General features: G+C 64.9%; 27 protein-coding genes, 1 pseudogene and 1 riboswitch. Of the genes and pseudogenes, 6 read left to right on the top strand and 22 right to left on the bottom strand.

The window, feature by feature from the left end:
* Positions 1-82: 82 nt before the first annotated feature.
* Positions 83-325, top strand: coding sequence for a hypothetical protein (locus GGD62_RS21930; protein ID WP_183710157.1), 243 nt, complete (start codon positions 83-85; stop codon positions 323-325).
* On the opposite strand, the gene GGD62_RS21935 is transcribed toward GGD62_RS21930, so the two are convergent.
* Together GGD62_RS21935 and GGD62_RS21940 are read right to left on the bottom strand one after the other, a co-directional pair.
* Positions 322-570 (bottom strand): helix-turn-helix domain-containing protein, encoded by a 249-nt coding sequence (locus GGD62_RS21935; RefSeq protein ID WP_018318607.1) that lies wholly within the window; start codon positions 568-570, stop codon positions 322-324. The two genes, GGD62_RS21930 and GGD62_RS21935, sit on opposite strands and share 4 nt — an antisense overlap.
* A 286-nt stretch (positions 571-856) precedes the next feature.
* A complete protein-coding gene (locus GGD62_RS21940) occupies positions 857-1,624 on the bottom strand; it encodes an SDR family NAD(P)-dependent oxidoreductase (protein ID WP_092253562.1) in 768 nt (255 codons plus the stop codon).
* A 111-nt stretch (positions 1,625-1,735) separates the two neighbouring features.
* On the opposite strand from GGD62_RS21940, the gene GGD62_RS21945 reads away from it, so the two are divergent.
* The gene (locus GGD62_RS21945) at positions 1,736-2,233 is read left to right on the top strand and encodes a molecular chaperone DnaJ (protein ID WP_092253560.1); all 498 of its coding nucleotides are present in this window, start codon (positions 1,736-1,738) and stop codon (positions 2,231-2,233) included.
* Between the two features lie 188 nt (positions 2,234-2,421).
* On the opposite strand, the gene GGD62_RS21950 is transcribed toward GGD62_RS21945, so the two are convergent.
* From GGD62_RS21950 to GGD62_RS21960, 3 genes are all read right to left on the bottom strand, one after another.
* The gene (locus tag GGD62_RS21950; protein WP_018318610.1) at positions 2,422-2,673 is read right to left on the bottom strand and encodes a hypothetical protein; all 252 of its coding nucleotides are present in this window, start codon (positions 2,671-2,673) and stop codon (positions 2,422-2,424) included.
* Between the two features lie 240 nt (positions 2,674-2,913).
* A complete protein-coding gene (locus GGD62_RS21955) occupies positions 2,914-3,174 on the bottom strand; it encodes a hypothetical protein (protein WP_018318611.1) in 261 nt (86 codons plus the stop codon).
* Positions 3,175-3,325: 151 nt separating this feature from the next.
* Positions 3,326-3,709: a RidA family protein gene (locus tag GGD62_RS21960; protein WP_183710158.1), complete on the bottom strand. Its 384-nt coding sequence runs from the start codon at positions 3,707-3,709 to the stop codon at positions 3,326-3,328.
* A 481-nt stretch (positions 3,710-4,190) separates the two neighbouring features.
* On the opposite strand from GGD62_RS21960, the gene GGD62_RS21965 reads away from it, so the two are divergent.
* Complete coding sequence (locus tag GGD62_RS21965; protein ID WP_018318613.1) at positions 4,191-4,625, top strand: hypothetical protein; 435 nt, start codon at positions 4,191-4,193, stop codon at positions 4,623-4,625.
* Positions 4,626-4,747: 122 nt separating this feature from the next.
* Here the strand turns inward: GGD62_RS21965 and GGD62_RS21970 are convergent, their stop codons facing one another.
* From GGD62_RS21970 to GGD62_RS22025, 12 genes are all read right to left on the bottom strand, one after another.
* Positions 4,748-5,443, bottom strand: coding sequence for a glutathione S-transferase family protein (locus GGD62_RS21970; RefSeq protein WP_183710159.1), 696 nt, complete (start codon positions 5,441-5,443; stop codon positions 4,748-4,750).
* 242 nt (positions 5,444-5,685) lie between these two features.
* On the bottom strand, positions 5,686-6,336 hold the full coding sequence (locus GGD62_RS21975) for a glutathione S-transferase family protein (RefSeq protein ID WP_183710161.1): 651 nt from the start codon (positions 6,334-6,336) through the stop codon (positions 5,686-5,688).
* 341 nt (positions 6,337-6,677) lie between these two features.
* Positions 6,678-7,190, bottom strand: a complete 513-nt coding sequence (locus GGD62_RS21980; RefSeq protein WP_312014274.1) for a mismatch-specific DNA-glycosylase — start codon at positions 7,188-7,190, stop codon at positions 6,678-6,680.
* A 2-nt stretch (positions 7,191-7,192) separates the two neighbouring features.
* Positions 7,193-7,492: a type II toxin-antitoxin system RelE/ParE family toxin gene (locus GGD62_RS21985; protein ID WP_183710163.1), complete on the bottom strand. Its 300-nt coding sequence runs from the start codon at positions 7,490-7,492 to the stop codon at positions 7,193-7,195.
* A complete protein-coding gene (locus GGD62_RS21990; RefSeq protein ID WP_183710165.1) occupies positions 7,489-7,776 on the bottom strand; it encodes a hypothetical protein in 288 nt (95 codons plus the stop codon). Before GGD62_RS21990 ends, GGD62_RS21985 begins: the two co-directional genes overlap by 4 nt.
* Positions 7,777-8,010: 234 nt before the next feature.
* Positions 8,011-8,577: a hypothetical protein gene (locus GGD62_RS21995; RefSeq protein ID WP_183710167.1), complete on the bottom strand. Its 567-nt coding sequence runs from the start codon at positions 8,575-8,577 to the stop codon at positions 8,011-8,013.
* Between the two features lie 66 nt (positions 8,578-8,643).
* On the bottom strand, positions 8,644-10,542 hold the full coding sequence (gene thiC / locus GGD62_RS22000) for a phosphomethylpyrimidine synthase ThiC (RefSeq protein ID WP_183710168.1): 1,899 nt from the start codon (positions 10,540-10,542) through the stop codon (positions 8,644-8,646).
* A 168-nt stretch (positions 10,543-10,710) separates the two neighbouring features.
* Entirely contained in the window at positions 10,711-11,319 is a 609-nt protein-coding gene (locus GGD62_RS22005; protein WP_183235086.1) for a thiamine phosphate synthase, read from the bottom strand.
* Entirely contained in the window at positions 11,306-12,088 is a 783-nt protein-coding gene (locus tag GGD62_RS22010) for a thiazole synthase (protein ID WP_183235487.1), read from the bottom strand. The genes GGD62_RS22005 and GGD62_RS22010 overlap by 14 nt, the downstream gene beginning before the upstream one ends.
* 164 nt (positions 12,089-12,252) lie before the next feature.
* Positions 12,253-12,450 carry a sulfur carrier protein ThiS gene (gene thiS / locus GGD62_RS22015; protein WP_018318622.1) on the bottom strand — a complete coding sequence of 66 codons (198 nt, stop codon included), beginning with the start codon at positions 12,448-12,450 and terminating at the stop codon, positions 12,253-12,255.
* Positions 12,441-13,451 carry an FAD-dependent oxidoreductase gene (locus GGD62_RS22020; RefSeq protein ID WP_183710169.1) on the bottom strand — a complete coding sequence of 337 codons (1,011 nt, stop codon included), beginning with the start codon at positions 13,449-13,451 and terminating at the stop codon, positions 12,441-12,443. Before GGD62_RS22020 ends, thiS begins: the two co-directional genes overlap by 10 nt.
* A riboswitch (TPP riboswitch) is annotated at positions 13,439-13,567 on the bottom strand. It overlaps the preceding gene by 13 nt.
* A gap of 177 nt (positions 13,568-13,744) precedes the next feature.
* Positions 13,745-14,302 (bottom strand): lytic transglycosylase domain-containing protein, encoded by a 558-nt coding sequence (locus tag GGD62_RS22025; RefSeq protein ID WP_183710171.1) that lies wholly within the window; start codon positions 14,300-14,302, stop codon positions 13,745-13,747.
* A gap of 243 nt (positions 14,303-14,545) precedes the next feature.
* Between GGD62_RS22025 and GGD62_RS22030 the strand changes: the two genes are divergently transcribed.
* Positions 14,546-14,746: a hypothetical protein gene (locus tag GGD62_RS22030; protein ID WP_018318626.1), complete on the top strand. Its 201-nt coding sequence runs from the start codon at positions 14,546-14,548 to the stop codon at positions 14,744-14,746.
* 1 nt (position 14,747) lies between these two features.
* Here GGD62_RS22030 and GGD62_RS22035 read toward each other — a convergent pair whose 3' ends face one another.
* Positions 14,748-16,070, bottom strand: a complete 1,323-nt coding sequence (locus GGD62_RS22035) for an ATP-binding protein (RefSeq protein ID WP_183710173.1) — start codon at positions 16,068-16,070, stop codon at positions 14,748-14,750.
* 14 nt (positions 16,071-16,084) lie between these two features.
* Entirely contained in the window at positions 16,085-16,864 is a 780-nt protein-coding gene (locus GGD62_RS22040) for a response regulator (RefSeq protein ID WP_092253529.1), read from the bottom strand.
* Positions 16,865-17,044: 180 nt separating this feature from the next.
* Here GGD62_RS22040 and GGD62_RS22045 point away from each other — a divergent pair, with 180 nt between their 5' ends.
* Both GGD62_RS22045 and GGD62_RS22050 read left to right on the top strand, forming a co-directional pair.
* Positions 17,045-17,617 (top strand): hypothetical protein, encoded by a 573-nt coding sequence (locus tag GGD62_RS22045; protein WP_177236970.1) that lies wholly within the window; start codon positions 17,045-17,047, stop codon positions 17,615-17,617.
* A gap of 231 nt (positions 17,618-17,848) precedes the next feature.
* A complete protein-coding gene (locus tag GGD62_RS22050; RefSeq protein ID WP_018318630.1) occupies positions 17,849-18,379 on the top strand; it encodes a PRC-barrel domain-containing protein in 531 nt (176 codons plus the stop codon).
* A 105-nt stretch (positions 18,380-18,484) separates the two neighbouring features.
* Here GGD62_RS22050 and GGD62_RS22055 read toward each other — a convergent pair.
* The 3 genes and pseudogenes from GGD62_RS22055 to GGD62_RS22065 form a co-directional block, all read right to left on the bottom strand.
* Positions 18,485-19,696 (bottom strand): annotated as a pseudogene (locus tag GGD62_RS22055) (ABC transporter substrate-binding protein).
* Positions 19,697-20,064: 368 nt separating this feature from the next.
* Positions 20,065-20,892 carry an ABC transporter permease gene (locus tag GGD62_RS22060; RefSeq protein WP_183235089.1) on the bottom strand — a complete coding sequence of 276 codons (828 nt, stop codon included), beginning with the start codon at positions 20,890-20,892 and terminating at the stop codon, positions 20,065-20,067.
* Positions 20,889-22,151, bottom strand: coding sequence for an ABC transporter permease (locus GGD62_RS22065; RefSeq protein WP_183710175.1), 1,263 nt, complete (start codon positions 22,149-22,151; stop codon positions 20,889-20,891). Before GGD62_RS22065 ends, GGD62_RS22060 begins: the two co-directional genes overlap by 4 nt.
* Positions 22,152-22,168: the final 17 nt, after the last annotated feature.

Genomic DNA, 22,168 nt, shown 5'->3' on the forward strand with positions numbered 1-22,168 from the left:
AGAACGCTTGATCAACATCAATCGGCGGCACGCGCCGCTGTGTCATCGATCGTGCGGCTAGAACTGTTGCGAGGAGCGACCGATGCGCGCAGCGTGGAAAATCCTCTGCCTGTTCGCTGTCGTCCTTGCGGCGGCGCTTGGCCTCGCTCACCAGCTGGTACCCGACGTCGTGCCGGTCGCATTCGCCGAGGAGCCGCAGCCGTCATGGGCTGTCATGACGGCCTTCTTCCTCCGCGCGATCGAGATGATCACAGCCTCGGTCGTGATGATCGCGCTCGCGGTCATCATCGGCGGACTGATCCAGCGGTGCGTCCTCGGACGCTAATCCTGATAGGCGGGCACCTCGATGCCGGACGCGGCATAGAGCTTGATCTTGTTGCGCAGCGTACGCACCGACAGGCCGAGCACGCGCGATGCGCGTGTGCGGTTGCCGTCGCAGCGCGCAAGCGTCTGAAGCACGAGCTCGCGCTCGACCTCGTCGACGGTGGCGCCGATCAGAAGCGGAACGATCTGGTTAGGAGCAAGGAATTGCGCGCCCGACTCGGACGCGGCGACATGAACAGTGGTCATCAACACACCTCCCGATCAACGCCCGCTGCCATCTTTGGAAGCGGATCGAGAACCAACGACCCCCAAGCCGTAGATCCACGGTGGGCGGGTTTGGTTAATGAAAGGTTAATCGCGGACGATCGCACCAATTGACCTCAGGAATGCCGCTAAGCCGCCGCGATTTGCGCCAGATGCATCGTGATGCGGGACTATCTCTTCCACACACGCGGTGTCATCGTCCGGTCCAGTGGCGCAATTGCCTACAAGGCGGACGATGATCTCGTGCTTCGGGATAGTGAGTCGCGCCTCACACCGTCCGATAGCCGCCGTCCACCATCACGATCGTTCCGGTGACATAGGCCGACAGATCCGAGGCGAGGAAGATCGCGGGCCCGACGATATCCTCGGGCTTGCCGGTGCGCGCCAGCGGGGTGTGGTCGACGAAGGCCTGCACCAGCGCCGGATTGGTCGCGCGAACATTGGCGTTGATGTTGGTCTCGATGAAGCCAGGCCCGATCGCGTTGACGCGCACGCCCTCCTTGCCGAGCTCGACCGCGAGCGCCTTGGTGAAGCCGAGCACGCCGTGCTTCGAGGTCGTGTAAGCCGCCGAGCTTGGCGTGCGCAGATGCACGAAGGACTGGATCGAGCCGATATTGACGATGCGGCCTTTGCTCGCGCGCAGGGGTGCAAGGAAGGCCTGCGTCATATTGAAGACGCCGTTGAGGTTGAGCGAGATGATGTCGTTCCAGTCCTTCGCGACCGTCTCGGTCTCCGCGGTGAAGGCGTTGCGGCGGGTGATGCCGGCATTGTTGACGAGGATCGAGACCTGCCCGACCTCGCCCGCGACCTGCTTGGCCAGCGCAAAACAGTCCTCGCGGCTGACAACGTCGAGCGCAAAACTCTCGGCCTTGCCGCCCGCTTTGCGGATCTCCTGGGCGGCCTCCGCGACCGTGTCGGCATTGACGTCGAGCAGCACCACTTGCGCGCCCTCGCGGGCGTAGCCGGCCGCGATGGCGTGGCCGATGCCGGAACCGGCGCCCGTGACGACGGCGATGTGGTTTGCGAGCAATGCCATTACATTTTCCTCCCGATTTCGTTTCGAAGTTTCACGAAACGCTAACTCGAAATTAAGGGGTCGGAAACGGCAGCCTTGGCATACTGATCTTCATTGCTAAACGTTGCGCGCATGATGGAACGGCTCGACTCCCGGCTCGACTCCTGGAAACCCGCCCTCGAACGCCTGCGGTCGGCGCAATCGGCCGATTGGGCCGAGGCGGGCCGGCTCGTGGCCGAGATCGCGCGGATGAGCGTCGATGCCACGCTGCGACAGGCCGCCGAGCAGGCGCTTCCGGTGCTGCGCCAGGCGGTCGACAATGACGATCACGGCGTCACGCTGGCGGCCCAGCGCCGCATCGGCGTCGTTCTCGAAGTCGTTCATGATCTGACCGCGCCGCGCTTCGGCCGCCGCAACGCCATGCCGAAACAGCTGTCCAGCGAGGATCGCGCCCGCAAGATGCTTGGTCTGCCGCTCGCGGTGCAGCTCACCTGCGAGGACATCAACCAGGCCTATCGGCGCGCCGCCAAGGGCATGCATCCCGACCACGGCGGCAGCGCGCAAGCCTTCATCGACCTCGCCGCCGCGCGCGACGTCCTGATCCATCCCGGCGCGCATAAGGATGCGTGAGCGGGCTTGACGATATCTCGTAGGGTGGGCAAAGGCGCGAAGCGCCGTGCCCACCATTTGCCCGTTGTTGAAAGGCGTGGGCACGGCGCGCGAAGTGCGCGCCTTTTGCCCACCCTACGACATCTCGGAAAAACAAGCGGGCAAGGACGCATGGTCCTTGCCCGCTCTTCGTCCGCCGATCGAAAATCTTACCAGGTGCACTGACCGTTCTTCAGCGCGGCATCCTTCACCGCGAGGGCGTCGATGAAGGTCGGCACGGATGCGCTGGCGCGATGATAGCCGGCCGGCCACGGTGTGGTCGGGATGCTCTCGTCCCAGATCTGGCACAGGCCCGTGTCCTGCCAGCGGATCAGGTGATAGCTGGCTTCCGCAGGGCTCGCCGCGACGAAGGCGGTGACGGCAAGACCGGCGGCAGCGCACAGCACGGAAATACGACGCATGATCAGCTCCTCAAATGAATGATGTGATGTGCCTCCCGGCAATGACGGGGAGGGCTGGTGCGGGGACGTCTTGGGGAATGCGCCCCGAACAAGATGTGAGTAGTTCCGCAGGCCGGTCAGGTTCAAAGCGCGCGGGCAGGACATGGCTGAATTCGGCCGGAAAACGCGCGGGTCCCGCAAAAAGAAGAAGGCGGACCGCTCGCGCGACCCGCCCTCGAAATCCGGTCCGTTGCAAAAAGATCAGAGCGTGCAGCGGCGCTCGGCGCGCATCTTGATCTGGACGTCGGAAGCGGCCTGGAAGGTCGGGAGCGGCTTGCTGACGACCTTGTAGGTCGACACCCCAATTTGAAGCGGCTTGTACTGCAGGTCCTCGTTCCAGACCTGGCAGATGCCGGTGTTGTCCCAGCGGATCACGTAATAGCCGACCTTGGCGGATGCGGGCACGGCGAACACGGAACTTGCGATGCCGGCAACGGCACAGAGGGCGAGAACGCGACGCATGAAATATCTCCTTGTGGGGAAGTGGGACGCAAAATTTCGTGCGGTAAAAGCAGGTCCTTTGCAAGCCGGGGAGCTGCCGTTCACGGACATGTCAGCTGTTTCCCAAGCATTTGGTTCGGCCGCGTGCCCGGCAAGCCACACGCTCCGTGGCTCACTTCGCCAGCGAGGCCACCGCCTCGATCTCGATCAGCATCTTCGGATCGGGCAGGGCCTGCACCACGCAGGTGGTGCGGGCCGGATAGGGCGGCGGGCCGAAGGCGCCGGCATAGAGCGCGTTCATGGCGGCGACGTCGGAGGCGCGGGTCAAGAGCACGTTGACCTTGACGAGGTCGCGGACACCGGCGCCGGCCTCGTCCAGCACGCGCTTGATGTTGACGACGACATTGGCGAACTGCGCCTCGAAACCGTCGGGCAGCGCACCATTGGCATCGAAGCCCGGAATGCCCGAGACGAACAGGAGATCACCGACGCGCGTCGCAAAGGACAGCGGCGGCGCCTTAACATGCAGCGGGGGCGCGAAATGCTGGATCGGCATGGCATCACCTCGAATTAGGAACGGGCGCGTAGCCCGCATGAGCGTAGCGACATGCGGGAGACTTGCAATCGGGTTGCGGAGACGGGCAAGAACAAAAACGCGAAAACAACCCCATGCACAGTAGAGATCATGCGGAGATCATTGAGTTTTTATAATTCGGTAAAGGCTAAACACTCAAGTTGCTCCGTCGGACAAAACAAGGGCAGAATGGGATGATGGCGATGCGCGACCTTGTGCCCGAGCCTCCGCCGTCATGCCCCGGCTTTGACCGGGGCATCCAGTACGCCGCGGCCTCTCGGCTCAATCACCGCCGCCTCTGGAATACTGGATCGCCCGGTTGAACCGGGCGATGACGGTTGCGTGCGACGCTGCACCTTGCGTGTCAGGGCAGCCCCCATCATTTTGCCGCCCCGATCGATCGGATAGATTCGGCTCGTCTGATTCGCTTTCCCCCCTTGAAAAATAGCCCCCGGAGACGCCCATGAAGATTGCATCCACCTTCCGCGCCGCGCTGGTCGCCATTGCCGCCCTGGCCGGGCTCTCGACCTCGGCGATGGCCGACAGCGGTTTCGTGACGCTGACGATCTACAAGGCCGGCTGGATCATCGGCGGCTCAGGCGGGAGCGGCGTGCTCAACTTCCGCGGCCGCACCTATGGGCTCTCCACCGGCGGCCTCGACTACGGCCTCGTCTTCGGCGGTTCAAAGACGGTGCTGCGCGGCCGCGTCTCCAACATCAACCGTCCCTCCGATGTCGCCGGGGTCTACGGCGCCGCCGGCGCGGGCCTCGCCGTTGGCGCCGGCGCCCGTGCCATCGTGCTCACCAACCAGAAGGGCGCCGTGCTGGAGCTGACGGGCACGCAGGTCGGGTTGATGGCGAATGCGGATCTCAGCGGCCTCGCGATCACGATGCGGTAGGCCAGGGGCCGTAGGGTGGGTTAGCCGCTTGGCGTAACCCACCACTTCTGTCACCGCGGAAAGAGAAGAGGTGGGTTACGCGCATCGGCCCGCGCTTCGCGCAGCCGCTGCGCTAACCCACCCTACGATTTTCCGACCGCCGCATGAATCCGCTCGCAATGCGCGACGAGATTCTTCTGCGCATCCACGAACGCCTTCAGCGGTGTCGGGATCGGAAAATAATAGATGTTCGCGACAAAGCCGTAGATGCCGGCATCGACGCTCGTTGGCGCCGCGCCGTGCACGAAGCCCGCGGCGGGTGCGATCTCGGCCAGCACCTGCAAATCGGCGAGCCCGCGCGCGTAAGCCTGCTCCGGCGTGTAGCGGCCGATGCCCTGGTAATGATAGCGCTGCGCATTATACGCCTTGGCCTTCTCGAATCCTTCCGCACTCACTTGCGGATGCTGCGCAATGAAGCCGTCGCGGAACGCCGGATAATAGCGCTCGTCCTTCCAGCGCGAATACGACATCACCCAATAGAGATCGTCGAGCATGCGCGTGACGAGGAGATTGGTGCGACTCTGCGCCGGTGAAAGTCCGGCATCGATGGTGAGGCGATATTTCGCGATCACATGCGCGACGATGGTCTCGCTGTCGCCGATGCTCTCGCCGTCGTCGACGACGTAAGGCAGCTGCCCGCGCGGGGCGGCCGAGGCATCGAAGATATGCTCGTGCACGAACTCCAGGCCTGCGAGCTTGAGGAAGGCGTAGACCTTGAGGCCGTAGCCGTTGTTGTCGGCGACGCCGAACAGTTGCGGGTAGGAATAGAGGGTCAGCATGGGCGGGCTCCCTGGGGTGGCGGAGGCCAGCATGAAGGGGCGCTGGGGTGCATGCAATGGGGAGAAGACGGAGCAGGTGCGTCGTTCGAAGCTCTCGTAGGGTGGGTTAGCCGTTCACAAACTCGATCTCCCAACACGATTCCGGCGCAAGGCGTAACCCACCAAGTCTGCATCCGCGGCGACAGAAGCGGTGGGTTACGCCACGCGGCCTGCGCTTTGCGCAGCCGCGCGGCTAACCCACCCTACGAACGCGATGCAGCCTTGAACACCGCCAATTGCGCATCGAAGGCGCGCCTGAACGCCGGCCGCGCTTCACCGCGCGCGACATAGGCGGCGATGTCAGGATATTCGTCGAGCAGGCCAGATGTGTTCAGCCGCCGCAGCACCGTCACCATCATGAGATCGCCGGCGCTGAAGGCGCCGTCGAGCCAGTCGGCATCGCCAAGGCGGCGGGACAGTTCGCCGAGCCTGATCCGGACGCGATCCTGCAAGAGGGGCAGCCGCTCCGCGTACCAGCTCTTGTCGCGCTCGAACAGCATGGCCATGGTGAGCTCGACGATCGGCGGCTCCACCGTGCTCAGCGCGGCGAACATCCAGGCGATCGCGCGGGCGCGCGCATGGGCGTCCTTCGGCAGCAAGCCATCGTGGCGTTCGGCGATCTGCAGCACGATCGCGCCCGACTCGAACAGAGTGAGATCGCCATCCTCATAGGTCGGGATCTGCCCGAACGGATGCCGCGCGCGATGCGCCGGCTCTTTCATCTCTTTGAACGAGACGAGTCGAACGTCGTAGGGTTGCCCGACCTCCTCGAACGCCCAGCGAACCCGCATGTCGCGCGCCTGTCCCCGGCCGCGGTCGGGGGAGCTTTCGAAGGCAGTGATGGTGGGGGGCATCTAGGGCTCCGGGTGGGGCGTGCTTGTGGCCAGAGGACGATTGGGCCGCGCGAATTCCGACAACGTTCGATCCTTATCCCGCGTTTAGCCAATCCAACGGTGTCGTCCCGGCGAACGCCGGGACGACGGCGGAGTGTGACGCACCGTTGTCAGCTCACCTTACGACCAATCTACGCCGCCGGCTCGGGTCACGGCTCCAGCGTCCAATGCCCCGACGCAGCACCCGACGGCGGCGGCAGTGCCGTAGGGTGGGCAAAGGCGCGCTCTTCGCGCGCCGTGCCCACGTTCTGCCGGACCCACGGAAAGATCGTGGGCACGGCGCAAGAGCGCCTTTGCCCACCCTACGCAGCGATCCACGCCGCCAGCTCCCGCCACGGCTCAATCGTCCAATGCCCGGACGCCGCACCTGACGGCGACGGCAGCACGAAGATCTCCGGCCAACTTTCCTCGCGCTTCTGCCGCCTCAGCGAAATCCCACTCGACGGCCTGCCATAAAACAGGCTCGCCGCCTTCTTGCTCGTGAACGCAATCGTCCGCGGCCGATATTTTTCGATCTTCGCCCTGAACCCCGGCACGTCGATCATCTCCGCCGCGATCTGGTGATCCATCCCGGCGCCCGTCTTGCAGAGATCGGTGAAGCCGATCCCGAGCTCGATCAGCGCTGCGAACTCGCCCGGCCGATAACGCCGCGGCGTGATCCCGGCCTCATGGATCGCGCGCCAGAAGCGGTTGCCGGGATGGGCGTAATAGTGCCCGAGCTCCGCCGAGCGCGTCGAGGCGGCGGTGCCGACGAAGACGAGGCGGAGATTGGGACGGAGCTGGTCCGGGAGGCGGTGGGTTTCAACCAAGTCAATCGTCACTGGCTACGCTCACTCGTCCGTCTTGCGGGCCTCGCGGCCGTGCGCGTAATCAGGATGTCCCGCGCTTCCGCCAATACGGCATACCGCACGATATAGCCAGACGCGCCAAAGCGAACCACGATCTGGCGAAGCTCGGCATCTTCGGTCTGCATTCCCAGATCGGGAAACTCTTCCAACCGTTCGATCGCCCGCCAGATCGATGCGAGCGCGCGTTGCGCGGCGACCGGGCTGTGTTGATCGAGAAACAGGCGCAATCGCTCGACGTCCTCGACGGCGTCGGGCGAAAGCAGGATCATCCGATCCTGCGCACTGCTGGCCGCGGCAGCTCCTTCGCCGACCCCCAGCTCGCGACCCAGTCCTTCACCTCATTGAGCGGAACGGCGGCGCGGGTCTTTCGGAAGTCATCCAGCCGCCGGCGATCCTCGGCTATCTCGGGCCCGGCGATGTCGACTACGGAATCGAGCAGCGCCACGGCTTCGGCGAGCACGGCGGCGACATCCTGCCCGCGCTCGTCGGCCATCTCGCGCAAGCGCGCGTCGGTGTCGGCGTCGATATCCAGCGTGCGGCGAATGATGTTCATGCCATCAGGATAGGCGCGGAGGTGGTTTTTGTCGAGGCGCGGAGCGAGCGGTGAAGTCGATTTCGAACCCGAGCAGGAGGTCTCGTAGGGTGGGCTAGCGAAGCGTAACCCACTTGGTTCATCTTCGCGGCAGCGGAAGTGGTGGGTTACGCCCTGCGGACAGCGCTTCGCGAATCCACAAGGCTAACCCACCCTACGAGCTGTCAATCCCGGATGTAGCTGCGCTCATGTGGGCTACGATTGATCCGCCCTTGGCGTAGCGCGCAACGCCCGAGCCATGTCCGTTTCATAGATTGCGCCGGTGCAGCGGCCGGTCAGAAGATCGAGGGCGAACGGCACCCAAGTATCTCCGATCGGAGTCCATGCTTCGCCGGTAAGTTCGGTTTCAAGAAGATTGATATTGCGGAAGCTGTCCCACGAAATCCGCGGACTTTTCCATCGTGAATTATCTGACCGAACAGCGTTGAAGCCGACGAGACCCTGGAAAAGGATGAGCCCAAGAGCTGGTGCAGGGATTGCTCGCTGGGTATCACTTGCAACGTGCTCTCGAATGGCGCGGTGTTCCGGATCAATAACAAAGGTCTCGCCCCAAGCGACAACGATCACGTCGGTACCGTTAGGGTGGTCAAGCACGTTGGTGTAATCGGACATGCCGCCGAGGAAATTTCCGACCCACGGGTCGGACCTCTTCGGACAGAAGCGAACAACCAAACCTTCACGGAATTCGCTATCGCCACGTTCTGTGAACGATACGGCCGGCGGGCCGTAAGGGGGCAGGCCTGGCAATACTTCAAACCGCATGACTGTTCGCATTGTTGCGACTTTGGGACGACAATTGTCGTCCCAAAAGCCTGTACCAGACGCCCCTCACAACACCCGATTACTCTCCTTCACCTTCTCCGCATCCAGATACACGCTGCTGCCCATCTCCTTGAACTTCGCGCTCATCTTGGCCATGCCGTCTTCGGCGGTGCCGGCCAGCGACATGCCCACACTGTTCGGATCGTTCAGCGTCGCCGCGTAGTCGCGCACGTCCTGCGTGATCTTCATCGAGCAGAACTTTGGTCCGCACATCGAGCAGAAATGGGCGACCTTGTGGGCTTCCTTCGGCAGGGTCTCGTCGTGGAAGTTCTTGGCGGTGTCCGGATCGAGGCCGAGGTTGAATTGGTCGCTCCAGCGGAAGTCGAACCTCGCGCGGGAGAGGGCGTCGTCGCGCAGTTGGGCTGCGGGGTGGCCCTTGGCCAAGTCAGACGCGTGGGCGGCGATCTTGTAGGTGATGACGCCGACCTTGACGTCGTTGCGGTCGGGCAGGCCGAGATGCTCCTTCGGCGTGACGTAGCAGAGCATGGCGCAGCCGAACCAGCCGATCATGGCGGCGCCGATCCCTGAGGTGATGTGGTCATAGCCCGGCGCGATGTCGGTGGTCAGCGGTCCAAGCGTGTAGAACGGGGCTTCGCCGCACTCCTTGAGCTGCTTGTCCATGTTGATCTTGATCTTGTGCATCGGCACGTGGCCGGGGCCTTCGATCATGACCTGGCAGCCCTTGTCCCACGCGATTTTTGTCAATTCGCCGAGCGTTTCGAGTTCGGCAAATTGTGCGCGATCATTCGCGTCGGCGATCGAGCCGGGGCGCAATCCATCACCCAGCGAGAACGAGACGTCATACTTGCGCATGAGGTCGCAGATCTCGTCGAAATGCGTGTAGAGGAAGCTCTCCTTGTGATGCGCCAGGCACCACTTCGCCATGATCGAGCCGCCGCGAGAGACGATGCCGGTGACGCGGCTGGCGGTGAGGTGGATGTATTGCAGGCGCACGCCGGCGTGGATGGTGAAATAGTCGACGCCCTGCTCGCACTGCTCGATCAGCGTGTCCTTGTAGAGCTCCCAGGTCAGCTTGACGGGATCGCCGTTGCACTTCTCCAGCGCCTGATAGATCGGCACGGTGCCGATCGGCACCGGCGAGTTGCGCAAGATCCATTCGCGCGTGGTGTGGATGTTGCGGCCGGTCGACAGGTCCATCACGGTGTCGGCGCCCCAGCGGATCGCCCACACCATCTTCTCGACCTCTTCCTCGACCGACGACGTCACCGCCGAGTTGCCGATATTGGCGTTGATCTTGGTCAGGAAGTTGCGGCCGATGATCATCGGCTCGAGTTCGGAATGGTTGATGTTGGAGGGGATGATGGCGCGGCCGCGCGCGATCTCGTCGCGCACGAACTCCGGGGTGATGAAGGCGGGCACCGAAGCGCCGAAGCTCTCGCCGTCGGCGAGGGCTGCTTCCGCGCGCTCGAGCTGCTGCTTGCGGCCGAGGTTTTCGCGGGCGGCGACGTAGATCATCTCCTTGGTGATGATGCCGGCGCGGGCGAATTCGAGCTGGGTGATCTTGTGGCCGTCGAGGCCGCGCAGCGGCTGGTGATAGGCGCTGAACGCGCGCGCGGCGTTGTCGGTGGAGACGCTGCCGTTGTCCTCCGGCTTGATCTGCCGGCCCTGATATTCCTCGACGCCGCCGCGCTCCAGCACCCATTGCTTGCGATTGCGGGCAAGGCCGGCGTTGACGTCGATCGTCACGCTCGGATCGGTGTAGGGGCCCGAGGTGTCGTACACCGGCAGGTTCGGCTCGCCCGCGCCTTCGGACAGGATGATCTCGCGCAAGGGCACGCGCAGATCGGGCGCAGCGTCCGGCGAGGCGAAGATTTTTCGCGAGGAGGGCAGGGGGCCGGTGGTGACGGCGGGGACGGTTTTCTCGGGATTGGAGCGGATGTTCATGGGATCCTCCGGTTTAATTCGTTAGTTTCGCTGCGCGAGAGGTCATCCCCGCGAAAGCGGGGATCCAGTATTCCGCGGCAGTGCGGCTAGAGCCGAGAAGCCGCGGCGTACTGGATCGCCCGGTCAAGCCGGGCGATGACAGTGGGGTGTGGGGAGAGAGTGGGGGCATCACGCAGCCTCCGTGGACAGGCCGAGCCATTGCCGCACGCGGGCATCGGGGTCGGCGTTTTGCGTCACGTCGGACACCACCGCGATGGAATCCGCGCCCGCCGCAAAGATCTCCGCGGCTTGCTCGAACTTGATGCCGCCGATCGCGACCAGCGGAATGGCGCCGATGCGCTTCTTCCATTCGGTGATCTTCGGAATGCCCTGCGGCTCGAAGCGCATCGATTTAAGCGTGGTGAAGAAGATCGGGCCGAGCGCGACATAGTCGGGCTTGGCCTCGAGTGCGGTTTCAAGCTCGGCATCGTCATGAGTGGAGATGCCGAGCGAAAGGCCGGCCTCGCGGATGGCCTTGAGGTCGGCTTCCGCCAGATCCTCCTGGCCGAGATGCAGATATTTCGCGCCGGCGACGACGGCGGCGCGCCAATAGTCGTTCACGACCAGCCTGGCTTGCGTGTCCTTGGTGATCGCCAGCGCGTCGGTGACGATCTGCAGCGCGTCGGCGTCGTTGAGCTCCTTGGCGCGCAGCTGGATGGTGCCGACGCCGAGCTTTGTCAGTCGCTCGACCCATTTGAGGCTGTCGACGACGGGATAAAATCGATCAGGATACGGCATGCCAGAACGGAGTCCCAACGACAGGGGTGGAGGGGGAGGCGAAGTCGCGGGCGTTCATCAGCCCGGCTTCATAAGCGGTGCGGCCGGCATCACAGCCGAGGCGGAAGGCGTTCGCCATCGCGACGGGATCGGCGGCTTTTGCGATCGCGGTGTTGAGCAGCACGGCGTCATAGCCGAGCTCCAGCGCCTCGGCCGCGTGGCTGGGCGCACCGATGCCGGCGTCGACCACCAGCGTGATGTCGGGCAGCCGCTCGCGCAGCAGCTTGAGCGCGTCACGGTTGGTGATGCCCTTGGCGCTGCCGATCGGAGCTGCCCACGGCATCACCACCTTGCAGCCGGCATCGATCAGGCGGTTGGCGACCGAGAGATCCTCGGTGCAATAGGGGAACACTTCAAAGCCGTCCTTGATCAGGATGGTGGCGGCTTCGACGAGGCCGACGACATCGGGCTGCAGCGTGTCGTTGTCGGCGATCACCTCGAGCTTGATCCAGCTCGTCCCGAACAATTCGCGCGCGAGCTTTGCCGTGGTCACGGCCTCGCGCACGCTGCGGCATCCCGCGGTGTTCGGCAGCACGGTGACGTCGAGCTCGCGGATCAGCTTCCAGAACGCGTCCCCGGTCTTGCCGCCGGCGGATTCGCGCCGCAGCGACACCGTGACGATGTTCGAGCCGGAGGCGCGGATCGCTTCCTGCATGATCGCAGGCGAGGGATAGAGCGCGCTGCCGATCAGCAGGCGGGAGGCGAAGGATTTGCCGTAGAAGGTCACCATGGCTTCAATTTCCTTGCGGGCGACTTGCACAGACCGTCATCCTGAGGTGCGCGCACTTGCGCGCCTCGAAGGATGACAGCGCCGCTTGCGGCCATCCTTCGAGGCGAGCCGAAGACGGCTCGCACCTCAGGATGACGGCGTCGTTTGTGGCGACAGGCATCACCTCACCCTCCCTGCCGCGGCGTGATGATCTCGATCTCGTCGCCGGCTTTCAGCGCCGTCTCGGCCCAGCGGCTCTTCGGCACGACGTCGTAGTTCAGCGCGATCGCAAAATGCGTGCCCTCGTAGTCGAGCTCCGAGAGCAGCGCATCGACGCTTCCCGAAGTCACCTCGCGCTGCTCGCCGTTGACGATCACAAGCATCGCATCACCTCGTTGTCGATCTGGCCGCGCTCGACATAGGCGAGCGTCAGCTCGGCGAGCGCCGGCGCGATCAGGAAGCCGTGGCGGTAGAGTCCGTTGACGGAGATCGTCTTGCCGCGAATGCCGATGCGCGGCAGATTGTCGGGGTAGGCGGGACGCAGCCCCGAGCCGAATTCGACGATGCGGGCCTCGCCGAAGGCGGGGTGCACGGCGTAGGCCGCGCCCAAAAGCTCCAACGCGGAGCGGACACTGACGCCGGTGTCCTCGGCCTCGATCGAGGTCGCGCCCAGCATGAACAGATTGTCCTCGCGCGGGATCACGTAAAGCGGCCAGCGCGGATGCATCAGCCGCACCGGGCGCGCAAGCTGCACTTCGCTGGTCTCGATCAGGATCATCTCGCCCTTGACGCCGCGAAGCTCGCTCTGCTCGTCGCGGGCGCCAAGGCCGCGGCAGTCGATCACGATGCCGTCGAGATCCCCGGCTGCGACGTCGCTGGAGAACTTGATGGTGCCGCCGGCGGCGCGGATGCGATCGTGCAACTGCGGCAGCACGCGGCGCGGCTCGACATGGCCCTCGGCCGGGAAGAACAGCGCGTCGCGGAAGCGGCCCTCCAGCGAGGGTTCGAGCGCGGCGAGGCCTGAGGCATCGAGCCGGCGGTGGTCCTCGGTCATGCGCGCAAAACGCTCGAAATCGTTGCGTTCGCGCGGATGGGCGACGACCAGCGAGCCGTTGAAGGGCGTGTCGGGCAGCTCACGCCGCCAGAGGTCGAGCGAGCGCAGCCCCAGGCGGCTGATGATGGGTTCGGCGACCTCGGCCTCGCAATAGGGCGCGAGCATGCCGCCGGCCCAATGGCTGGTGGCGTCCGTCATCGCCTCGTCACCGCGCTCGTGCAAGGTCACGGCATGGCCGGCCTGCGCGAACAGCAGGGCTTGCCAGGCTCCGGCGATGCCTGCGCCGATGATGGATACCGGTGAGTCCGGTCGCTTGGTCGTTTGCAACATCCCTGTCCCTTCGCCGGCATGACCCGGATCAGGTTCAAAGGGTCACCGCGGTCCTGGGCGTTATTGCCCATTTAGCGGTATCTCAGCTCCTCCTCGGAGCACCCCTCGGAACGGCTCTAATGTATGCCACGGAGGCGGGGTGGTCAACGCGTGTTGCGGGAACCCTCGTGCCCCGGACGCAGCGCATCACGCAGTGCGCGCTGCTGAGCCGGGGCCCATGCTGATGCAGGGATGCTGGGTCCCGGCTCTGCGCAGCAACGCTACGCGCTGCAGCGCGTCCGGGACACGAGCGGCTATTGCGAGGCCTGCGCCCGCGCATTGCGGACGCGCTGGGCCAGCTTCCTGTGCGGAGTGGCGCCGAACATCGGCTGCGGGTTGCCGTTGGGCTCGAGCCAGGGTTGGCCCATATTGCCCATATTGGTATCGCCCATATTGGCGATTTGCACGGCCTGCTGCCGCTGGCGCTTGGCGGCGTAGTAATAGCCGCCGGCGAAATAACGCACGGCCCGGGCATGGTCGCCATTGGCGGCGCGATAGGCGCCCGCGAGGTATTTCACGGCATAGGTGAGGTTGGTGTTGGGATCGCGCAGGCCGGCGGCATCGCCGGTGTAGCCGACCCCGCGGGCGGTCGCGAGCTTGATCTGCATCAGCCCGATGGTGCCGCCGCGGCCGACGAGGTGCGGCTGGTAGCGGCTCTCGCGCATGATCACGCGATGCACCAGCGCTTCCGGCACGCCGTTGGCGCGGGCATGCGCCGCGATCATCTCGGCATATTCGGCTTCGCCCGCGACTGCGGCCTGCGGCAATGTCAATCCGGCCGCGAGCAGCGCGGCAATGCATAAAATTTTCATCAGATATCCCTGAGGTCCCCTAGAGTGACCTGCGCCAAGCCGCCGTTAGGCCTTCCGAACGCGGCGATGATGTGACCAAACGCCGCCATCGCCCGATTTTGCGGTGCCGAGCCGCGGTTACGACTCAAAGCTGGCGCAAGAGAGCTTCGGGGACGGACGATCCCCGCTCGCGGCAGCACGCCTGTCTATTCGCGCGTGCCAGCGAAAGCGAGTAAGAAGACGCTGCAAATCGGGAGAGGTGCCATGACAAAAGCAAACCTCGGCGACATCCCCAGACAGAACCCCTGTGCCCAATGCGGCACGCCGATTCCGAAGCCTGACTGGATCGAGCCGGGCGAGGGGCGCGTCTCCTATCTCTGGAATTGCCACGCCTGCAATTATCGCTTCGAGGCCGTGGCTATCTTCGACGAGACCGCGATCGAGCACCCGCCGCTCGCGGCTTGAGTCAGGCGGCGAGCCGCGGCTGCTGCCAGAGCGGTAATTGCATCCGTACGATCAGTCCATGTGGGTTGCGGTCGTGCAGCGACAGCTCGCCGCCATGGGCGAGCGCGATGGCGCGCGCGATCGACAGGCCGAGCCCGAAGCCGGTGGATTCGTCCATGGTGCGCGCATCGTCGCCGCGCACGAACGGCTCCAGCATCTCCTGCTTTCGGGCATCCGAAATGCCAGGGCCGTCGTCCTCGACGTCGATGACGAGCGTGGTACCCGAGATGTCGAGGCGGATCGTCACCTCGGCGCCGAAGCGCACCGCGTTCTCGACCAGGTTGGTGACGCCACGATGCAGATCGTCGGGCCGCGCGGCGGCGGTCGCGGACGCCGGCCCGTCATAATGCACGACATGGCCCATGTCGCCGAACTGGTCGGCGACGAGCTGCAGCGTGCTGGCGATGTCGACCAGCGTGACCGCCTCGACCTTGCGGTCGTTGCGTAGCAGCGACAGCACCGATTCCAGCATCGCGCGCATCTGGTCGAGGTCCATCAGCATGCGCTTGCGGTTGCCCTCGTCCTCGATGAATTCGGCGCGCAGGCGCAGCCGCGTGATCGGCGTGCGCAGATCGTGGCTGATCGCGGCCAGCATCCGGGTGCGATCCGACATCAGCCGGGCGATCCGCTCATGCATGCGGTTGAGCGCGCGCGCCACCGAGCGGATCTCTTCCGGGCCGCGCTCCGGCAGCGGCTCCGCCTCGCCGTCGACGCTGAAATTCTCGGCGGCCTTGGCGAATGACGATAGCGGTGCTGCCAGCGCGCGCGCCGCCCACAGGCCGAGCACGCTGACGCAGATGAAGGCGGTCATCAGCGCCGTCAGCCAGGGGCCGCCCCAGAACCACGGGCGCGGGCCGCCCTCGACATGTCCGGCGATCACGGTGCCGTCGGGCAACTCGACGCCGACGCGGGATGCTGTGCCGCCCGAGGTCAGCTGGACCGCCCTGTAGCCGCGTCCGAGATGACGGCGCATCCCGCGCAGATGCTGATTGTCGCTCTCTGCGACGCTTGCGGTGCCAGGCGCGAGCATTTCGATGCCGAGCTTGGGGAAGGCGCGCGCGAGATCGGCGACGAGGCGCGGACGCTCGCCGGCCTCGGCCGAGCCGAGCAGCAGCGCGGCATCGGTCAGCTGATGCGCTCCGTCCGGCGGCGTGTCGGGGCGGTCGGGCCGGCTGATCAGGAAGGCGGTGGTGACGACGAGATGGAGCGCGACGGTCGAAGCCAGCACCAGCGCGGCGATCTGCCCGCCGATCCCCTTGAGGTGGAAGAATCCGAACGGCTTCATCGTTGGCGTCCCCTTCAACTGCTCAGGGGCGCCGCAACCGCTTCAATGCTCGCTGCTTGAGTGCCTTGAGGACTCGCCACCTGCGTTCGCGGCGTGAACAGATAGCCGCCGGATCGCACCGTCTTGATGAGCGTGGGATCGGTTGGATTGGGCTCGATCTTGCGGCGGATGCGGCTGACCAGTACGTCGATGGAGCGTTCGAACGAACCGGTGCTGCGCCCTTGCGTGAGGTCGAGCAGGCTGTCGCGCGACAGCACGCGGCCGGGCCGTTCGCAGAACGTGCGCAAGAGATCGAATTCGGCGCTGGTCACCGCGACGCGCGCGCCTTCGGGATTGCGCAGCTCGCGCAGGCGCAGGTCGATGTGCCAGCCCTCGAAGGTGAGCGTGGAGGCGCCTTCGATCGAGCTCGCCGCCTGGGCCGCGGCCTGGCGGCGCAGCACCGCGTTGATGCGGGCGAGCAGCTCGCGCGGGTTGAACGGTTTCGGCAGATAGTCGTCCGCGCCCATCTCCAGGCCGACGATGCGGTCGACGTCCTCGCCGCGCGCGGTCAGCATGATGATCGGCGTCTGCGCCTCGGCACGCACCTTGCGGCACAGGCTGAGGCCGTCCTCGCCCGGCAGCATGACATCGAGGATGATGAGGTCGACGCGGTGATCGGCCATGGCGCGCGACATCTCGCGGCCGTCGCTCACGGCGGTGACGTTGCAGGCGTTGTTGCGCAGGTACTTCGCAATCAACGTCCGGGTTTCGCGGTCGTCTTCGACGACCAGGATGTTGGGATTGGGAACGGCCATGCGCTTTGTTTGTCCAGGATTCGGGCCAAATGGCGAAGATTTTTGTTTCGGATTGTTTCTGCCGGGCTTCCCGCAACAGGCGGCAATCGCGCCGTCGCGAAGCGGCAAGGTCTCGTTAAGGCCGTTAACCATAGCGTGGCGTGGTCCGCGACGAAACCCCGCAAAATCCACGGAGCCATCATGACCTCGATTTCGGCGGCCTCCGCCAACAACCACCCCTCGCCGCTGCAGCGGCTGCAGCAGGAATTGCAATCGGAAGTGTCCGCCGGCACGATCTCGTCGTCGGACCAGTCAGCGCTCTCGACGGCGCTGACCGACATCGACACGGCACTCCAGCAGAGCCGCTCGAGCGACCAGTCGAGCGGCACGCGTCCCTCCAAGGAGGACATGAAGTCGAAGATCGACGACCTCATTTCGAACGAGGTGTCGAACGGCACGCTGACGTCGGATCAGGCCGAAGCGCTCAAGGGCGTGTTTCAGTCCGCCTTCGCGGGCGGTCCGGGCGGGCCGGGTGGCGCCGGCGGTGCAGGCGGACCTCCGCCCGGTCCGCCGCCGGACGACAGCGCTTCGGATTCGGCGTCGTCTGCGGACTCGACCAGCAGCACGTCGACCGATGCCTCCACGGCCGAGATTCTCCAGCAGTTCCTGCAGGCGCTGCAGCAGTCGCAATCATCGAGCTCGTCCTACGGCGCCAACGGCAGCTCGTCCGGCAATTCCGACCTCTCCGCGCTTCTGATCGACTACAAGAGCTGACCCTGAGCGACGCGGGTCGGCGCGAGTCCTCGCCACGATCGTGCTTCACCCAGGGCGCATGATCGTCGGCGGGGAACCGTGCGCCGCAAAATGTTCCTGGGTGACGCAGGAACAGTCCCTGCGAGGTTTCCGCACTCGCGCATCGCGCGACGAAATTGCGGCGCGCACGGAACTGCGTGTGATCAGCGCTGTTTTCTCCACACGAGTTTTTTCTGTGAAGGAGAGGACAACATGCTGACGAAATCCATCGCCGCCGGCCTCGCCGGCACCGCACTGCTTGCGACCGTTGCGTTCGCGCAATCGCCGACCGCCACCACCGACAAGGCGCCGACCGCGGCAACCGCGACGACGGCCACCACGACCGCTTCCGGCGAGTGGCGTACGTCGAAGATGTCGGGCCTGAAGGTCTATAACGAGGCCAACGAGAACATCGGCTCGATCAACGAGCTGCTGATGGACAAGAGCGGCAACGTCAAGATTGCCGTGATCGGCGTCGGCGGCTTCCTCGGCATGGGCGAGCATCTGGTCGCCGTGCCCTATGAGAAATTGAAGTTCGTCAACGAGGCCGTCGCCTATACCGGCACCGGCACGAACCCGGGCGCCAAGCCCGCCGCATCGACCACGACAGGCGCTGCGACCGGCACCGACAGGCCGGCTGCGACCACGACGTCGTCCACCTCGAAGTGGTATCCGGACCACGCCGTGTTCAATGCCAGCAAGGACGAGCTGAAGAACATGCCGGAGTTCAAGTACGCGGAGTAATGCAGTCCGCGTAACTTCCTAAACGAAGCGCGCCTGGTTTTCGCCGGGCGCGCTGTCGTGTCTATTTCTTACCTCATCCCGCTAGCGGGGCGAGGGAGACGGCTCTCAGTGCGTCACCAGCGGGCAGCCGCCCTTGTCGAGCGGGCGGAAGGCCTCGTCGCCGGGCACGGTGGCGATCAGCTTCTAGAGGTCCCACTCTCCCTTGGATTCCTCGGGCTTCTTGACCTCGAACAGATACATGTCGTGCACCATGCGGCCGTCGATGCGGATCTTGCCGCCTCTGGCGAAGAAGTCGTTGACCGGCGTCTTGCGCATCTGCTCCATCACCTTCGGCGCCTCGTCGCTCTTGATGGCGTCGATCGCCTTCAGATAGTGCATGGTCGCCGAGTAGAGCCCGGCCTGGATCATGGTCGGCATGTGGCCGACCTTCTCGTTGAAGCGCTTGGAGAAGGCGCGGGTCTCCTCGTTCATGTCCCAGTAGAAGGCGTCGGTGACGATCAGGCCTTGGGTTGCCTTGATGCCGAGCGAATGCGTGTCGGTGATCTCCTGCAGGAGCGCGATCATCTTCTGGCCGCCCTGGGTCAGGCCGAACTCGGACGCCTGCTTCAACGCGTTGGTGGTGTCGCCGCCGGCATTGGCCAGCGCGACCACCTTGGCCTTGGAGGCCTGGGCCTGGAGCAGGAACGAGGAGAAATCCGACGAATTGAGCGGATGGCGGACTTCGCCGAGCACCTTGCCGCCGCTCTCCTTGACGACGTTGGCGGCGTCGCGCTGCAGCGCCATGCCGAAGGCGTAGTCGGCGGTGACGAAGAACCAGCTATCCTCGCCGCGCTTGACCATCGCCTTGCCGGCGACGTTCGACAGCGCATAGGTGTCGTAGGTCCAATGCACGGTGTTGGGCGAGCAGGCGGTGCCGGTGATGTCGGACGAGCCGCCGCCGGAATTGATGTTGATCCTGTTCTTCTCGCGCGTCAGCGCCGAGACCGGCAGCGCCACCGATGACGTCGGCACGTCGAAGATCGCGTCGACCTTGTCGTTGTCGTACCAGTTGCGGGCGATGTTGACGCCGACGTCGGGCTTGTTCTGGTGGTCGGCGGCGACCACCTGCACGGGCTTGCCCGCGACCTTCGCGCCGTAATCGGCGACCGCCATCTCGACGGCGGCGAGCGAGCCCTTGCCGGTCGCGTCCGCATAGAGGCTGGACATGTCCGTGAGCACGCCGATCTTGACGACATCGTCGGAAATCTGCGCCTGCGCCGCGCCGGACGTAGCGGCGAGGGCGAAACCGGCCGCGACGGCGGCGATGAGTTTTTGCATGGTTGTTCTTCTCCCTGTGTTGTTGTTCGGGCTTTGTTGCGGGGACTGTTCTAGCGACAATCGACCGCGGCAGCTAAGCGATGCGCGCCATAGCGGAATGCAAAAAGAGAAGGGGCGGGCAGTGTTCCCTTCGCCTCTCCCCGCAGCTGATGAGGCTCAGCAGGATCAGCGAGCTCAGGATCGTAGGGTGGGCAAAGGCGCACTTGCGCCTTGCCCACCATCTCAGCATGATCGAGGGACATGGTGGGCACGCTTCCGCCTTCGCTCTTCGAGCTACGGCGGACAAGTCGCTTTGCCCACCCTACGATACTGCCGTCGTCCTTGCGAAGACTTCCCCTCACCCTGCAATCGTGGAGAAGGAAGAGCGCTCAGTCGCCACCCTTGAGCCGTTCATTGCGGCGGCGCAGGCCTTCGAGGGTGGCGAGGAGGATCACCGAGACCGCCGTCAGGATCACCGCCGCTGCCGTAATCGTCGGGCTGATGTTCTCGCGGATGCCGCTGAACATTTCGCGCGGCAGGGTGCGCTGCTCGGGACCTGCCATGAACAGAACGATCACCACCTCGTCGAAGCTGGTCGCGAAGGCGAACAATGCGCCCGAAGCGAGGCCGGGCAGGATCAGCGGCAGGATCACACGGCGAAACGCCTCCAGCGGCGAGGCGCCGAGCGAGGCGGCGGCGCGCGAAAGATTGGTGTCGAAGCTCTGCAGCGTCGCGCCGACCGTGATCACCACGAAGGGCGTCGCCAGCGCGGTGTGGGCCAGGATCAAGCCGAGATAGCTGCCGGTCAGCCCGATCGGCGCGAAGAAGAAATACAGGCCGACCGCGGTGATGACGCCGGGCACGACGACCGGTGACAGCACGAAGGCCAGCACGAGCGGCTTGAACCTACTCTTCCACTGCGCCAGGCCGAGCGCCGCGAGCGTGCCGAGCACCATGGACAGCAGCGTCGAGGCGACGCCAATGATCATGCTGTTCTTCAGCGAATTCATCCAGCGCGGCGAGCTGATGAAGTCGTGGTACCAGCGCAACGACAGGCCCGGAAGCGGATAGGTCAGGTACGAGCCCGAACTGAAGGACAACGGCATGATCGCCAGGATCGGCGCGATCAGGAAGATGAACACCAGCGCGGAGACAATGATGGTTGCGGTCCACGCAATGCGCTGGCTCGGCGTGCGGAGGGAAGCATTGTCGCTCAATTCTTCATGCCTCCCGTGACCTGCTGGCCCTGCACCAGCTTGCCGTAGACCAATGCCAGCAGAATGGTGGCGAGCAGCAGCACCGCACCGAGCGCCGAAGCAAGACCCCAATTGGCCGTTTCGGTGGTGTAGAGCGCGATGAAGTAGCTGATCATCTGATCGGCGGCGCCGCCGATGAGGGCCGGTGTGATGTAGTAGCCGAGCGCGAGGATGAAGACGAGCAGGCTTCCTGCGCCGATGCCGGGCAGCGTCTGCGGCAGGTAGATCCTCAAGAAAGCGGTGAACGGCGGCGCGCCGAGCGAGGCGGCGGCACGCATGTAAGCAGGCGAGATCGCCTTCATGCTGCTGTAGAGCGGCAGGATCATGAAGGGCAGGAGAACGTGGGTCATCGCCACGCAGACGCCGAAGCGGTTGTAGATCAGGCGCAACGGCTCGTCGATGATGCCGAGCCAGTGCAGGCTGTCGTTCACGACGCCCTTGCTTTGCAACAGCACGATCCAGGCGCAGGTGCGAACCAGGAGCGACGTCCAGAACGGCAGCAGCACGAAGATCATCAGCAGGTTCGATCGTCCCGGCGGCAGTGTCGCCAGGAGGTAGGCGACCGGGAAGCCGAGGATCAGGCAGAGCGCGGTGACGCTGAGGCTGATGATAAAGGTGCGGGTGAACAGGCTGCGATAGATGGCCTGGTCCGGCGGGGCCGCGACGATCGCGCCGTCGACGTTCCTGACCAAGTCGAGCGCCGCCAGCAGGTAGAAGCCCGTGATGGGGCCGCTGGCGTCCCTGATGGTCGTCCAGGTGGCGCGTTCGCGCCAGGCCGCATTGATCTTGCCGAGCGTCTCCTTGGCCGAGCCTGGCTCCGGCATCGTCTTCAGATTGCGTGCCGTGCTGGTCAGGATCGTGCGAAAACCGTTGAGTGCGTAATTCAGCCGCTTCGCCGCAATCGCGATGGTGCCAGAGGCGCGCGCCGCCACGATGTCGCTTGCCAGCGCAGCGTACGCCTTTTCGTCCGGCAGGTCCTTGCCGTCCCAATCGGCGAGAGCCGCGACGGTCTGCGGCAGAACCTGACGCACCTCCCTGTCATCGACCGCGCGCCACAGCATGCCGGCGATCGGGCCTGCGAAGGTGAAGAGCAGAAAGACGAGAAGCGGCAGGACCAGCGCCAATGCCTTGACCTGGCGTGTCCGCTCCGCGCGCCTCAATCGGCGCTTGAGCGGCACCTCGGTCGACGCATTGCCGCCGGTCAAGAGCGCATCCGTCATGGGGCGAGCCTTGCGGC

The sequence above is a fragment of the Bradyrhizobium sp. ERR14 genome (genome assembly GCF_014198235.1).
Taxonomy (GTDB): domain Bacteria; phylum Pseudomonadota; class Alphaproteobacteria; order Rhizobiales; family Xanthobacteraceae; genus Bradyrhizobium.